At 62.0% G+C, this 14,848-nt stretch carries 11 protein-coding genes; 4 read left to right on the top strand and 7 right to left on the bottom strand.

Features of this window, described 5'->3' with window-relative positions; translation table 11 throughout:
- The 7 genes from gcl to ABIB48_RS14065 form a co-directional block, all read right to left on the bottom strand.
- The gene (gcl, locus tag ABIB48_RS14095; RefSeq protein WP_110107115.1) at positions 1–1,779 is read right to left on the bottom strand and encodes a glyoxylate carboligase; all 1,779 of its coding nucleotides are present in this window, start codon (positions 1,777–1,779) and stop codon (positions 1–3) included.
- Positions 1,780–1,920: 141 nt separating this feature from the next.
- Entirely contained in the window at positions 1,921–2,799 is an 879-nt protein-coding gene (locus tag ABIB48_RS14090) for a 2-hydroxy-3-oxopropionate reductase (RefSeq protein WP_110107114.1), read from the bottom strand.
- A gap of 49 nt (positions 2,800–2,848) precedes the next feature.
- Positions 2,849–3,643, bottom strand: a complete 795-nt coding sequence (locus ABIB48_RS14085) for a hydroxypyruvate isomerase family protein (protein ID WP_354213398.1) — start codon at positions 3,641–3,643, stop codon at positions 2,849–2,851.
- A 228-nt stretch (positions 3,644–3,871) separates the two neighbouring features.
- A complete protein-coding gene (locus ABIB48_RS14080; RefSeq protein ID WP_315914842.1) occupies positions 3,872–4,684 on the bottom strand; it encodes a bifunctional allantoicase/(S)-ureidoglycine aminohydrolase in 813 nt (270 codons plus the stop codon).
- Between the two features lie 12 nt (positions 4,685–4,696).
- A complete protein-coding gene (locus ABIB48_RS14075) occupies positions 4,697–5,965 on the bottom strand; it encodes a DUF6986 family protein (RefSeq protein WP_354213397.1) in 1,269 nt (422 codons plus the stop codon).
- Positions 5,966–5,967: 2 nt separating this feature from the next.
- Entirely contained in the window at positions 5,968–7,575 is a 1,608-nt protein-coding gene (gene aceB / locus ABIB48_RS14070) for a malate synthase A (protein ID WP_315914840.1), read from the bottom strand.
- Positions 7,572–8,978, bottom strand: coding sequence for an NAD-dependent malic enzyme (locus ABIB48_RS14065; RefSeq protein ID WP_354213396.1), 1,407 nt, complete (start codon positions 8,976–8,978; stop codon positions 7,572–7,574). The genes aceB and ABIB48_RS14065 overlap by 4 nt, the downstream gene beginning before the upstream one ends.
- A gap of 205 nt (positions 8,979–9,183) precedes the next feature.
- Between ABIB48_RS14065 and ABIB48_RS14060 the strand changes: the two genes are divergently transcribed.
- The 4 genes from ABIB48_RS14060 (at position 9,184) to ABIB48_RS14045 (ending at position 14,574) form a co-directional block, all read left to right on the top strand.
- On the top strand, positions 9,184–9,939 hold the full coding sequence (locus ABIB48_RS14060; RefSeq protein WP_354213395.1) for an IclR family transcriptional regulator: 756 nt from the start codon (positions 9,184–9,186) through the stop codon (positions 9,937–9,939).
- A 341-nt stretch (positions 9,940–10,280) separates the two neighbouring features.
- A complete protein-coding gene (locus tag ABIB48_RS14055; protein ID WP_354213394.1) occupies positions 10,281–10,769 on the top strand; it encodes a nucleoside deaminase in 489 nt (162 codons plus the stop codon).
- A gap of 103 nt (positions 10,770–10,872) precedes the next feature.
- Entirely contained in the window at positions 10,873–11,805 is a 933-nt protein-coding gene (locus ABIB48_RS14050; protein ID WP_354213393.1) for an FAD binding domain-containing protein, read from the top strand.
- Positions 11,806–11,808: 3 nt separating this feature from the next.
- Positions 11,809–14,574: a molybdopterin-dependent oxidoreductase gene (locus tag ABIB48_RS14045; protein WP_354213392.1), complete on the top strand. Its 2,766-nt coding sequence runs from the start codon at positions 11,809–11,811 to the stop codon at positions 14,572–14,574.
- Positions 14,575–14,848 lie beyond the last annotated feature (274 nt).

Raw genomic sequence — 14,848 nt, 5'->3', positions numbered from 1 at the left:
CTAGCCCTGCAGTGCCAAGATGGCGGTGGGGGCGTCAGCTGCGTACTCGGCAATGTCTTCAATCTCGTTGACATTGTCCAGCTCGGTGCCCATGGAAATGTTGGTCACGCGCTCCAGGATGGCTTCAACAACTACAGGAACCTTGTGCTCTTCCATGAGGCGCTTGGCCTCGGCGAAGGCGGCAGCCATGTCCTCGGGGCGCTCCACGCGGATGGCCTTGCAGCCCAAGCCTTCGGCAACCTTGATGTGGTCCACGCCGTAGCCGTTGGTCTCCGGGGAGTTGATGTTATCGAATGCCAAGGAGACGTGGTAGTCCATCTTGAAGCCGCGCTGGGACTGACGGATCAAGCCCAGGTAGGAGTTGTTGACCACAACGTGGATGTACGGCAGGTTGAACTGCGCGCCAACGGCCAATTCTTCAATCATGAACTGGAAATCGTAGTCGCCGGAGAGGGCAACAACTGTCTGTCCCGGCTTGCCGCGGACAACGCCCAGGGCTGCAGGCAGGGTCCAACCCAAGGGGCCGGCCTGTCCGGCGTTGATCCACTGGCGCGGGCCGAAGACGTGGAGCATCTGGGCGCCGGCAATCTGTGACAGACCAATGGTGGAGACGTAGGTGGTGTCCGGGCCGAAGGCGGCATTCATTTCTTCGTACACGCGCTGCGGCTTCATCGGCACGTTATCGAAGTGGGTCTTGCGCTGCAGCGAGCCCTTGCGAGCCTGGCAGTCCTTGGACCAGGGGCCGTAGTCCGGCACGCTCAGATCTGCCTTACGCTCACGGGCGACCTCCAGCAATACGTCCAGAGCTGCGCCAGCGTCGGAGACGATGCCCAAGTCCGGTGCGAATACGCGGCCAATCTGGGTGGGCTCAATGTCTACGTGGACGAACTTGCGGTTGCCGCGGTAGGTGTCAAGGCCACCTGTGTGACGGTTGGCCCAGCGGTTGCCGATGCCGATGACGGTGTCAGACTCCAAGAACGTGGCGTTGCCGTAGCGGTGCGAGGTCTGCAGACCCACCATACCGGCGCTCAGCGGGTGATCATCCGGGATGGTGCCCCAGCCCATGAGGGTGGAGATGACGGGAATGTTCAGCAGTTCAGCCAGTTCAACGAGCTTCTCTGATGCGTTGGCGTTGATGACACCGCCACCGGCAACGATCAGCGGCTTCTCGCCTGCCAGCAGGATATCCAAGGCTTTACCAGCCTGCTTGCGTGTGGCGGCCGGCTTGTTCGGCACCAAGGGCTCGTAGGCATCAATATCAAACTCAATCTCGGCCATCTGCACATCGATCGGCAGATCCAACAGGACCGGGCCGGGGCGCCCTGAGCGCATCAGGTAGAACGCCTTCTGGAACGCACCGGGAACCTGGCCGGGCTCCTTGATGGTCATGGAGAGCTTGGTCAGGGGAGCTGCGATGGACTCGATGTCCACAGCCTGGAAGTCTTCCTTGTGCAACTTGGCAACGGGTGCCTGGCCGGTGATGCACAGCATCGGGATGGAATCGGCCTGGGCTGCGTACAGTCCGGTGATCATATCGGTGCCGGCGGGGCCGGAGGTACCGGTGCACACGCCAATGTTGCCTTCGGCTGCGCGGGAGTAACCGTCAGCCATGTGTGAGGCACCTTCCATGTGGCGTGCCAAGGTGTGGTTCAATCCACCATGGGCGCGCATGGCGGAGTAGAACGGGTTGATGGCTGCTCCGGGGAGACCAAAGATCTCGGTGGCGCCTTCTTTTTCCAAAATCAAAACGGCTGCATCTACGCTACGCATCTTTGCCATGGTATTGCTCCTTCAAAATGTGTGGGGCTCAGCCGCTGTGGGCCTGCCGGTACTGCGAGAGGGATGGTTCCCGCCGTCGAACGCTTCGACACTCACTCGACGGCGGGAGGTTTAGTGGGGATGAACCCGTGGGGCAAGGGGTTACTTGCGGCCCGAGGAGGCCAGTGCGGCCTTGAACAATCCGGAGTGATCCAAGGCGCCGTCGCCCTGGGCCACCATGGAGGTGACGAGCTGGGCAACTGCACTGCCAAGCGGAACTGTGACGCCTGCTTCGCGGGCTGCTGCGGTGACAATGCCCAGGTCCTTGTTGTGCAGGGCCAGGCGGAAGCCGGGGTCGAAGTTGCGGGCGAGCATCTTCGCACCCTTCTGATCCAGGACCTTGGAGCCGGCGAGGCCGCCACCGAGGACCTTCAATGCGGCGTCGGTATCTACGCCGTAGGCCTCAAGGAAGACGATTGCTTCGGAGAGGGCCTGGATGTTGACGGCCACAATGAGCTGGTTCGCAGCCTTGACTGTCTGGCCGGAGCCGGAGGGGCCAACGTGGACGATTGTCTTGCCGACGGCGTTCAAAACGTCCTGTGCAGCAGCGAAATCTTCTGCCGCACCACCAATCATGATGGAGAGAACTCCGTCAATGGCGCCCTGCTCGCCACCGGAAACCGGGGCGTCCAAGGGGCGGATACCGGCTGCTAGCGCATCTTCGGAGAGGCGCTTGGCCACGTCCGGGCGGATGGAGCTGGCATCGATCCAGATGGCACCCTTGCGGGCAGTGGCGAAGAGGCCGTCCTTACCGCTGACAACACCTTCGACGTCGGGGGAGTCCGGAACCATGGTGATGATGAATTCGGCATCCTTGACGGCGTCGGCGATGGAAGTGGCACCGTTGCCACCTGCTGCGACGAGCTTGTCAATGGCGCCCTGGCTGCGGTTGAAGCCAGAAACCGTGTGGCCGGCCTTGACGAGGTTGACTGCCATGGGCAGTCCCATGATGCCGAGTCCGATTACTGCAACGTTGCTCATAATGTGTCCTTTGCGTGAAGTGTGGAGGTGAAGAAGGAGGAGGCGTGGATTAGTTGGCCTGCTGGCGGATGGTCCAGCTGAACGCATCCGCTGCGGCGGACTTGTATTCCAAGCCGATGGGGCCCGCGTAGCCGAGCTCGCGGCTGCGAGTGATCCATTCGCCCAGCGGGAGGGTGCCGGTGCCGGGGGCTCCGCGGCCCGGATCGTCGGCGATCTGGATGTGGCCGAAGTCCTTGGCATGGTTTTCAATCACTGCCGGGACATCGTCACCGTTGACTGCCAGGTGGTAGAAATCTGCCAGGAGCTTGACGTTATCCACGCCCGCTTCCTGGGTCTTGGCGATGACTGCCAGAACGTCAGCAGCTCTCTTCAGCGGGTAGGCCGGGGTTCCGGAGACGGGTTCCAAAAGGACGGTGCCGCCAATCTTGGCGACGCCCTGGGCTGCGTAGACCAGGTTCTTCACGGCGAGCTCGTCCTGCTCCGCCGGGGTGTAATCGTCTTGACGGTTGCCGTAGAGGGCGTTGAAAGCCTTGGTTCCGAGGCGCTCGCCAATGCCGACCACGGCGTCAACGTTGTCCTTGAACTCGGAGCAGCGGCCCTTCCAGGAGACCAAGCCGCGGTCACCGCCGGGCATGTTGCCGGCGTTGAAGTTCAGGCCTGTGAGCTGGACGCCGGCATCGGTGATGGCGCGCTCAAAAGCGGTGAGTTCAGCATCGCCGGGAACGTTGGATTCGAAGGGCCACCAGAACTCAACTGCATCAAATCCGGCTGCCTTTGCAGCGGCCGGGCGTTCGAGCAAGGGCAGTTCGGTCAAGAGGATGGAGCAGTTCACGGTGTACGTCATTGTAGGTCCTTCCAAGGAATTCTTCATTCCATGCATTTCATATTGTGGAAATTAGTTTCTGCTTTATGAAAAGTCTAGAGAATGATGTGACCCACGTCAAGGGGAGTTTTCTCCGGTTCGACACACCCCAGTGCAGGGAGAGCCAAAAAAATGCGCCCGCCCCCCGTTCTTGCGCCCGGTAGACCGGGTGCAAAAATGGGAAGCGGGCGCATAAACCGCAGCGGCAGCTTAAGTCAGCTTGATTTGACGGTTCATGTCCTTGTACAGCAGGTAGCGGAATTCGCCCGGGCCGCCGGCGTAGCAGGCCTGCGGGCAGAACGCACGCAGCCACATGAAGTCGCCGGCTTCCACCTCAACCCAGTCGTTGTTGAGCAGGTACATGGCCTTGCCCTCCAGGACATACAAGCCGTGCTCCATGACGTGAGTCTCGGGGAACGGAATGACGCCGCCGGGCTGGAAAGTGACGATGTTGACCTGCATGTCATGTGCCAGATCGGAAGAGTCCGTGAAACGAGTGGTCTTCCATGCGCCGTTGGTATCCGGCATGGCAGTGGGTTCCACTTCAGCGTCACTGGTGACGAAGGAGGTGGCCTCATAGCCCTCAAGGCGCTCGTAGGCCTTGCGGATCCACTGGAAGGTGACAACGCCGTCGGAGACGTTTTCCAGTCCCCAGATGTCACCGGCGGCGAGGTAGGCGTAGCCGCCCTCCTCAAGCTGGTGAAGTTCGCCTTCGAGGGTGAGGTTGACCTTGCCCTTGGTGACAAAGATGACGCCTTCGACGCCGGGCTCGAACTCGGCGCGCGGGGCGCCGCCGCCGGGTGCAATCTCCACAATGAGCTGGGAGAAGGTGGTGGCGAAGCCGGAGATGGGGCGGGCCAGAATCCAGGAGCGGGTGTTGGAGAACCCCGGCAGGGTGCTGGTGACAATATCCGTCATGACGCCCTTGGGGATGACCGTGTAGGCCTCCTTGACAATGGCGCGCTCTGTGGTCAGGTGCGTTTGCGGCGGCAGGCCGCCTGCGGGGGAGAAGTACTTACTCATGAGTCAAGTCCTTTAGCGAGAGACGGTAGCGAGCCGGGGGTGAGCCAGCGCCGTAAGTTGGTTTTGGTCCAGGCTGGTCAGCGAGAGTACTTCCTCTGCGCTGGCAGCGCCACAGATAAGTCCGCGCAGGATGAAGTTCGCCAGGGCGCGTGCCGTGGCCGGTTCATCCATGACGGCACCGGGGGTCTGCGCAACATAGTTGCGCAACCGCACAGCAGCTGCGGGCAGCCCCTGACGGTAGAACGCGTAGGTTGCGCTGAAACGGCTGGGCAGCTGGGCCGGGTGCAGATCCCAGCCCTGGTAGTAGCCGCGCTCCAAGGAGCGGCGCACCAGGCGCCCGTGCAAGGCCCAAGCAGCCTCGGCGCCATCGCCCACAGGCATGATGTTGGTGGAGCCGTCGGAGAGGCGGATGCCCGTTCCGGCGACAGCTAACTGCATGACTTCCTTGGCGAAATCCGCCACGGGGTGCTCCATGGACTGGTACTGCGCTGAGATTTCCAGCGAAGCACTGTAGTCATAGGTGCCGTAGTGCAGGCCGCTGATGCGTCCGGGCACTGCATGGGCCAACTGGGCCACGGGAGAGGTGCCTTCCGGGCCAAGAATGAGCTGCGGGGTTTCCACCTGCACCTCAAAACGGAGACGCCCTGCGGGCAGAGAGTGAATTTGCTCTAGGCGGCTAACCGCGAAGTCCATGGCCTTGACCTGGTCCACCGTGGTCACCTTGGGCAGTGTCAGCACGAGCCCGTCGGGGAGCTCGCCTGCCTCGGCCAGGGCCGAGACAAACAGGTCCAAGGTGCGCACGCCGCGGGCCCGGGTAGCCAGTTCAAAACACTTGAAACGGATGCCGATGAACGGCGGTGCCGTTCCGGCGTTGACTGCTGCACTGACAGCCTTGCCAGCTGCCACTGCTGCAGCATCTTCTGCCTCGTCGCCGCGATCCCCGAAGCCGTCCTCAAAATCGAGGCGCAGATCTTCAATGGGTTCACTGGTGAGTTTGGCGGCCACCCGTGTTGCCACGGCCTCTGCCAGCTCGGCGTCCTGGCCCAGCAAGGTGCCGAGCTTTTCCAAACCACCATAGTTCTCGATGGCGGCCAGGCCCTGTGCGCCCCAGTCGGCGGCAAAAGTGGAGTTGAACTTATCTGCCGGAACGTAGACAGTGTGAACCGGCTGACGGCTGCCATCGTCGCCCGGGTAGTTGCGGTCCAGCAACTGATCCGTTGCGGCGCACGCAGCTTCGATGTGCGCCAAATCGGCGGCGTCTAGTGAAGGGGTAACGCTCATTCTTAGCCCACCAGTTCGTAGGCCGGAATGGTCAAAAAGTCCGTGTAGTCCTCGGAGAGGCAGATATCGCTGATCAGTGCGCTGGCATCCTTGTAGAACTTCTGGAAGGACTCCTCGCCCACTTCGCCGCGCAGCTTCTGCGTTTCCTCGGCGAGGATGGTGGTGACCAGTTCCCTGGTAACAACATTGCCGGTATCGGCGAGGGTGGTCTTGTTACGGATCTGCTGCCAGACCTGTGAACGGGAGATCTCCGCTGTTGCGGCATCTTCCATGAGGTTGTGGATGGCCACAGCACCGTTGCCTGAAATCCAGACGGCGGTGTAAGCCACGGCGACATATAGGTTCAGGCGCAGGCCCGCCTCTGTTGCCGTGCCTGCTGCGGAGGGAATATCCAGCAGCTGATCCGCGGTGACATTGACCTCGGGGCGCTGCTTGTCAAGCTGGTTCGGGCGGTCGCCCAAGACAGCGTCAAAGACTTCCTGGCACACGGGAACCAGGTCCGGGTGGGCAACCCATGAACCGTCAAAGCCGTCACCGGCTTCACGGGTCTTATCATTGCGAACCTTTTCAAACGCTGCAGCCGTTACCTCGGGCTCGCGGCGGTTAGGGATGACCGCGGCCATGCCACCCATGGCAAAGGCGCCGCGGGCGTGGCAGGTCTTCACGAGCAACTCGGTGTAGGCGCGCATGAAGGGGGCCGTCATGGCTACCTGTGCACGGTCCGGGAGGGTGAAGGCTTCGCCGGCATCACGGAAGTACTTGATGATGGAGAAGAGGTAGTCCCAACGCCCGGCGTTGAGCCCTGATGCGTGATCGCGCAGTTCGTAAAGGATCTCATCCATTTCAAAGGCGGCCGGGATGGTTTCAATCAACACGGTGGCGCGGATGCTGCCCTGGGGGACACCGAGGTAATCCTGAGCAAAGACGAAGATGTCATTCCAGAGGCGTGCCTCAAGGTAGCTTTCCATCTTCGGCAGGTAGTAGTACGGGCCCTGACCATTGGCAATGAGTGCCTTGGCCGTGTGGAAGAAGAGCAGACCAAAGTCCACGAGTGCACCCGAGGTGGGTGCGCCGTCGAGCAGTACATGGCTTTCCGTCAGGTGCCAGCCGCGGGGACGGGCCACAACAACGGCCAGCGGCGCGTCGGTGCGCAGACGGTACTCCTTGCCCTCGGGGGAGGTGTACTCCAAGGTGCCGGCAGCGGCATCCTTGAGGTTCAGGACGGCGTCAACAACGTTGGCCCAGAGCGGGGTGGAGGCATCTTCAAGATCTGCCAGCCATACCTTGGCGCCTGAGTTCAGCGCGTTGATAGCCATTTTGGCCGGTGAGGCAGGTCCTGTCATCTCCACGCGGCGGTCCGTCAATGCAGCAGGTGCGGGGGCAACCTTCCAATCACCTGCGCGCACAGAGGCGGTCTCCGGCAGGAAATCCAGCTTGCCGGTGGCGGCAACCACTTCCCGCTTGGTGCCGCGGGCAGCCAAGAGTTCTTCACGGACCGGGTTGAAGCGGCGGTTGAGTTCGCCCACAAATTCCAGAGCCTCGGGCGTGAGGATCTCAGCCGCCCGCGGGATGGGTGTGAGGTCTGTGACGGTTACTGACTGGGTGCTCATAGGGTGGCCCTCTCGGCGAGTGTTGAAGCGGCTGCGGAAGCCACTGCGGCGGCTACGTCCCCGGCTACGTGCGGGTCGAAGACGCTAGGAATGATGAAGCTTGCGTTCAGCTCGGAGGCATCGACTCGGTTGGCGATGGCCGTAGCTGCTGCCACAAGCATCTCATCCGTGATGTCAGATACGTGCGCATCCAGCAATCCGCGGAAGAATCCGGGGAACGCCAGGACGTTGTTGATCTGGTTCGGGAAGTCGCTGCGGCCTGTTGCAACCACGGCTGCGTACTTGGAGGCGATCACAGGATCAACCTCGGGGGTGGGGTTGGCCATGGCGAAGACAATGGACTTTGGGGCCATAGCAGCCACTTCGGCTTCGCCGATGACGTTGGGTCCGCTGACACCGATGAACACATCTGCGCCAACCACTGCCTCGTGGAGGGTGCCGGTGAAGTTCTCCGGGTTGGTGTTGTTGGCCAGCCAGGTGCGGTGTGCGTCAGTGTATTCTTCGCTGCGGTTGACGGCGCCGTTGCGTCCACAGGCCACAATGTTCTTTGCGCCCTGGGCCAGTAGCAGCTGGATGATGGCGTTGCCGGCGGCGCCTACGCCTGCCACAACAATCTTCACGTCTGAAATGTTCTTCTCAACGACCTTCAGCGCGTTGGTCAGTGCCGCGAGGGTCACGATCGCGGTTCCGTGCTGATCGTCGTGGAAGACCGGGATGTCCAGTTCTTCCTTGAGGCGGCGCTCGATTTCAAAGCAGCGCGGGGCGGCGATATCTTCTAGGTTGATGCCACCGTAGACCGGGGCCATGGCCTTGACGATCATGATGATCTCTTCAGTGTCCTTGGTGTCAAGGCATACGGGCCAGGCATCGACATTGGCGAACTGCTTGAACAGTGCGGCCTTGCCCTCCATGACGGGCAGTGCTGCGGCGGGGCCAATATCGCCCAGGCCCAAGACGGCGGTGCCATCGGTGACAACAGCAATGGTGTTGCGCTTGATCGTAAGGTTACGGGCAGCGGATGGATCCTCGGCGATGGCCATGCAGACACGGGCAACACCGGGGGTGTAGGCGCGGGAGAGGTCATCGCGGTTACGGATGACGAACTTGGAGTTGACCTCAAGCTTGCCACCGAGGTGCATCAAGAAGGTGCGGTCCGAGACGTGCTGAACATGAACGCCGTCAAGTGCTTCCAAGGCATCCTTGACTCGGTCAGCGTGGGCGTCGTCGGTGGTGTTGGCCGTGATGTCGACAACGATGCTCTCATGCTGGGACTCCACGATGTCCAGGGCTGTGACTGCGGCGCCGGCCGAAGCGGCTGCTGCTGCGAGCTCGCTGGTGACCGTGAAGTTGGAGGGAGCGCTAACGCGAAGGGTGATGGAGTTGCCGGGGCTAGGATTCGCCATTGAAGGTCCTTAAGGTAGGCCCGTGAGGGCGGTCGACATTTACGATTGTTCTCGTAGAATGGATATTATTATCTATCTGGTGGAAATTCAAGCCCTGCCCGCGTTTATCTTCCGCTGTGCGGAATGATGTATGTTGGGGATTTGGAACTTGAATACCATCATGCGAATTAATCGTTGAAATATACCCCTTAGTAGGAGACTGACCATGGCGGCAAAAGCTAGCGGCGGCGTCCAGTCCGTGGAGCGCGTCTTTGAACTGCTAGAGCTCATCACTGAAGCTGGTGGCAATGTGACCCTCAGCGAGCTCTCCTCCTCCACGGAACTACCCCTTCCCACCATCCACAGGCTGTTGCGCACTCTTGTGTCTCTGGGTTACATCCGCCAGCTTCCCAGCCGCAGGTACGCTTTGGGGCCCCGCCTGATCCGCCTCGGCGAAGGCGCCACGAAGCAACTAGGCGCCATGGCCATGCCGCAGCTGGATAGTTTGGTAAAGCAATTGGGAGAGACAGCCAACATGGCTGTGCTGGACACTGACATGGTCATCTACATTGCCCAGGTTCCCTCGCCTCACTCCATGCGCATGTTCACGGAGGTGGGACGCCGTGCGCATACTCACGACACCGGCGTGGGCAAGGCGCTGCTGGCGCAGCTTGAGAATGACGTTGTGCGAAACATTGTGACACGGACCGGGATGCCCACCCCCACCATCAAGAGCCACGGCACCATTGAGAGCCTGCTGGCAGATTTGGATGTTATCCGGGAGCGCGGTTACGCGATCGATGAGGAAGAGCAGGAAATTGGCGTCCGCTGCTTCGCCATGGCTGTTCCCGATGCACCCACACCGACGGCGATTTCCGTTTCGGGACCTGTCCAACGCGTTGATGAGTCCTTTGCCGAGCGGGCGGTTCCCATGCTGCGCAGGGCTGCGGCGGTCATTTCCGCCGAACTCAACCGAAACTAACGCGCAGCGAAGCGGCGCTTGCAAAACAGGCGCAAGCAGAGCAGGGCCGCTGCAGGGCCGCTGCAGAGCAGGTGAGGCTCCGTCAGAGCTAGCGCCCTTGGCCACCCGCTGTTTCCGGCATATGAAATTGGTTTCCCGTATGTTGTTGCGTAGCTCACAGTGCGATGTTAGTGTCATGACCATGTCTATGGCGGGCGCCCTTCGAGGTGGCTATCTACCGGGCTGTTCTTGAATATGTCCGAGTCTTGAATACGTCCAAGCGCAAACCGGTCCGTTGTTGTTTGCTTGCGCATCCGCCAAGACCAACGCCGCCGGTTGCCCCAATGACAAGGGAAGTCATCATGAAGAGCAACGAGAGCAACAGCCAGGATTTTCTGGCCCAGTCAGTAGATTTAGCCACGGCAAATGTTCTGCGCAAGGGCGGGCCTTTTGGTGCCATTGTTGTCACAGCGGACGGCCAGGTATTCGAAGGCATCAACCGGGTGACGGCCAATAATGATCCCACCGCTCATGCCGAAGTCACCGCCATCCGCAACGCGTGCGCTAGTTTGGGCACCTTCGACCTCTCCGGGGCCACGCTGTATACCAGTTGCGAGCCCTGCCCCATGTGCCTGGCTTCATCGTTGTGGGCACGCGTGGAGAAGATCTACTTTGCCGCTGACAGGCACGACGCCGCCCGGGCCGGCTTTGACGATGCCGCCTTCTACGAGTACTTCGATACGCCTGTGGAACTGCGTCCCCTGCCCGTGCGCCAGCTAGAGCCAGGGGCCGTGGACGCGTTAGCGCCCTTCAACGCCTGGAACGCGCTTGAGACCCGGATTGATTACTAGGCCCGCTCCATGAACCGGGGGTAAGGTGCCCGTGTGCGAATGCAGCATCCGTTTTCGCAAGGCGCTCATGGCCACATTTTCCCAGCTCTCCTAGGAGTGAATCATGGATATGAACACGATTGAGGCGGTGGTCCCCACAACAGATCCCGCCCAATGGCGCGCGGGTGATGCCTGGCTTGCAGGAGGTACGGTGTTATTTTCCTATGGCAGCGTCTCCATACGCCGCCTGTTGGATCTCACCACGGCCGGCTGGGTGGCGATCTCCAGCAACCCGGACGGGGTGGATCTAGCCGCCAGTTGTACTGTTGCTGAACTGTACGAACTGCCCACCCATGCGGGCCTGCCCAACAACTGGCCCGCACTGGAACTGGTACGCCAGTGCTGCGAGGCCTTTGTGGCGTCCTTCAAAATCTGGAACATCTCCACCGTGGGCGGGAACATCTGCACGGCACTGCCCGCCGGGCCCATGACAAGCTTCTGCTCCGCACTGGACGGGGTGGCGACGGTGATGACGCCCGCCGGCGGGCAGCGTCAGGTACCCGTGGCCGATCTTGTGGTGGGGGATGCCAGCACCTCCTTGGCCGCGGGGGAGTTACTACGTAGCATTCACCTGCCGGCCGCGGCACTGCGCGCCACAACGGCTTTCCGCAGGCTTTCCCTGAGTAATCTGGGGCGCTCCGGGGTGCTGTTGATTGGCAGGCTGGGGGACGAGGGCGGGCTGGTCATCACCGTGACCGCCTCAACGAAGCACCCCGTTCAGTTGCGCTTCGGTGCGGCGGCAGTGCAGCCGCTGGCCGGTGCGGCCGTGGTGCACGGCCATCTTTTCCCGCAGAATCCCCGTCCGGACGCAGCGGCGCTTCGGCGGGCTCTGGACGAGGCCATCCCCGGGACCCTGTACCACGACGACGTCCACGGAGATCCGCTCTGGCGCCGGGACATGACTTACCGGCTGGCCGAGGAAATACGGATCGAATTGCTGCAGAGCCACCTGCCGGACGCGCCGCTGGCGGATGTTTACTTGCCGGAAGGAAACTGAACCATGGCTATGGACATCAACGGAACACACCACGGTAATGAGCCACGACCCGGCCAATGCCTGCGCACCTTCCTGCGCGAAGAAGGCGCGCTAGGCGTCAAAAAGGGTTGCGACGGCGGTGACTGCGGTGCCTGTACTGTCCACGTGAACGGCACCCCCATCCACAGCTGCCTTTATCCCGCCGTGCGTGCGCAGGGTAAATCCATCACCACGGTGGAAGGCCTGGCCGACGGCGGCACCTTGCACCCCGTCCAGGAACAGTTCCTGGCTGCACAGGGCTTCCAATGCGGTTTCTGCACGGCGGGAATGCTCATGACGGCAGTAACCTTCGACCAGAAGCAAAAAGAGAACCTACCGCGGAACCTCAAGGGGAATCTGTGCCGCTGCACCGGTTACCGGGCCATAGAGGACGCTGTGCTCGGGGTGTCCACGGAAACAGAGCAAAGCTGTGGCGGGCATGTGGGGGACAGCCCGGGAGCTCCCGCCGGCCGAGCAGTGGTGACAGGGGCAGCCCGGTACACCCTCGATGTGGACCCCGCAGACTACCCCGGCCTGCTCCACATGAAATTGTTGCGTTCCCCGCACGCGCACGCCAAGGTACTCTCCATCGACACCACAGCAGCGCTGGCACTGCCTGGCGTGCGCGCCGTCTTCACTCACCACGACTCACCCGCACAGCTTTTTTCCACCGCCCAGCACGAGTTGTTCACCGATGACCCGGATGACACGCTCGTGCTGGATTCCATCATGCGTTATGTGGGTCAACGGGTGGCCGCCGTAGTGGCCGATTCCGTGCATGAGGCCGAAGCCGGCGTCCGGGCCCTGGTCGTTAACTATGAGGAACGCAACGCCGTCTTTGACCCGCAGGAGGCCCTGCGTCCGGGAGCTGCGGCAGTCCACGGAGACAAGGACGCCAAAGCCAGCCGTATTGGGGACCCGGTGCGGAACATTGTGGCGGAATTGCACACAGAGCTCGGCGATGTGGCGGCGGGCCTGGCTGGCGCCGACGTGCGCCATGAGGAAATTTACACAACTCAGCGGGTGCAGCACACGGCGATGGAGACGCACGCCGCCATTGGCACCCTCGACGCCGGTGGGCGGCTCAACGTGCGTTCCTCGACGCAGACCCCTTTTTTGACCCGGCGGGCACTGTGCCGTGTGTTCGGTCTGCCCGAGGAGGATGTGCGCGTTGTTGCAGGGCGTGTAGGTGGCGGATTTGGCGGCAAGCAGGAGATGCTCACGGAGGATATTGTGGCGCTCGCGGTGCTGGCTCTGCGCCGCCCCGTGCAACTGGAATACACACGCACCGAGCAGCTCACAGCATCCACCACACGCCACCCCTTCACCATCAAGATCGCTGCCGGGGCCAGAAATGACGGCACACTGACCGCCCTCGCTGTGGATGTGGTGACGAACACCGGCGCCTACGGCAACCATGCCCCCGGGGTCATGTTCCACGGCTGCGGGGAATCCTTGGCCCTCTATCAATGCCCCAATAAGAAGATCGACGCCCGTGCCGTGTACACGCACACCCTGCCCTCGGGAGCATTCCGCGGCTACGGACTGAGCCAGATGTTTTTTGCCGTGGAATCGGCCATGGACGAGCTGGCCGTTGCACTGGGCATGGACCCGCTGGAATTCCGCCGTCGCAATATGGTGCGGGATGGGACGCCCATGCTTTCGGCCTCGGAAGAACCGCAGGCAGACGTTCACTACGGCAGCTATGGACTGGATGAGTGTGTGGAACTCGTTGCCGACGCCTTGGCCCGCGGGGAACAACGGTATGCAGAGGCCGGACAAAATGATCTGGGTCCCGATTGGGCCGTTGGGACGGGTACGGCGCTGTGCATGATTGACACCGTCCCGCCGCGTGGACACTTTGCCCACTCCGCGGTGGAACTGTTGGCCGATGGCAGCTTTGAGGTGAGGGTGGGCACGGCCGAATTCGGCAACGGCACCACCACAGTCCATGCCCAAATAGCGGCGACGGCGCTGAACAGCCGCGCCGACCTTGTCTCTGTTCGCCAATCTGACACTGACCTGACTGAACATGACACAGGAGCCTTTGGTTCCACGGGTACCGTGGTGGCGGGCAAGGCCACACTGTTGGCGGCAGAGGAGCTGGCGGTGCAGATCACCAAGGCGGCGGCAGCAATGAGTGGAACCGCCGCGGCTGATTGCACGCTGGTGCCAGATGGTGTTGACTGCGGCGGGACACTGCTGCCCCTGACCAGAGTATTTTCGTTGGCGGCGTCCAACAAGCAAAGACTGTGCGCAGATGGGCGCTGGGGTGGGACACCCCGTTCGGTGGCCTTCAACGTCCAAGGCTTCCGGGTGGCCGTCAACACCGGGACGGGAGAATTACGCATCCTTCAAAGCGTGCAGGCAGCGGATGCAGGGGTGGTGGTCAACCCGAGGCAATGCCGAGGCCAGATCGAGGGCGGGATAGCCCAAGCTCTAGGCGCTGCCTTGTATGAGGAGGTATTGATTCGCCCCGACGGGTCGGTGGCCTCAGACATCCTGCGTCAGTACCATATTCCTACCTTTGCTGACGTGCCGCGCAGCGAAGTCTACTTCGCCAGAACCCATGACACAGTGGGCCCGCTCGGTGCGAAGTCCATGAGTGAAAGCCCGTTTAACCCTGTGGCACCGGCCCTGGCCAACGCCATCCGCAATGCTACGGGTGTGCGCTTCACCTCGCTGCCGCTGGCCCGGGACGTGATTTATCTTGGGTTGAAGGCAGCCAGAGAGAGTCAGGGCGTGGAATAGTAGCAAGCACAAAAGCAGCCGCCCGGTCCACCGTTTTGGTGAGACCGGGCGGCTGCTTCTATGAGGAGTGCGAGGGTGATTCGGTGGGTGGGGCCCCGCGCCCGTGGGGCGGGTGTGGGTGGGCCCACGCCGGCGAGGGTGAGTCGGTGGGTGGGGCCCCGCGCCCGTGGGGCGGGTGTGGGTGGGCCCACGCCGGCGAGGGACCCGTTTTATCTCGCGCTTAGCGCGGGATAAAACGGGAGCCGGTGGGGACTAGCCTTCGCCGCCGGCGTTG

The sequence above is a fragment of the Arthrobacter sp. UYCu511 genome (genome assembly GCF_040547105.1).
In the GTDB taxonomy this organism is placed as follows: domain Bacteria; phylum Actinomycetota; class Actinomycetes; order Actinomycetales; family Micrococcaceae; genus Specibacter; species Specibacter psychrochitiniphilus.
Note: the sequence above shows the minus strand (reverse complement) of the source record. Positions and strands in the feature narration are given on the sequence as shown.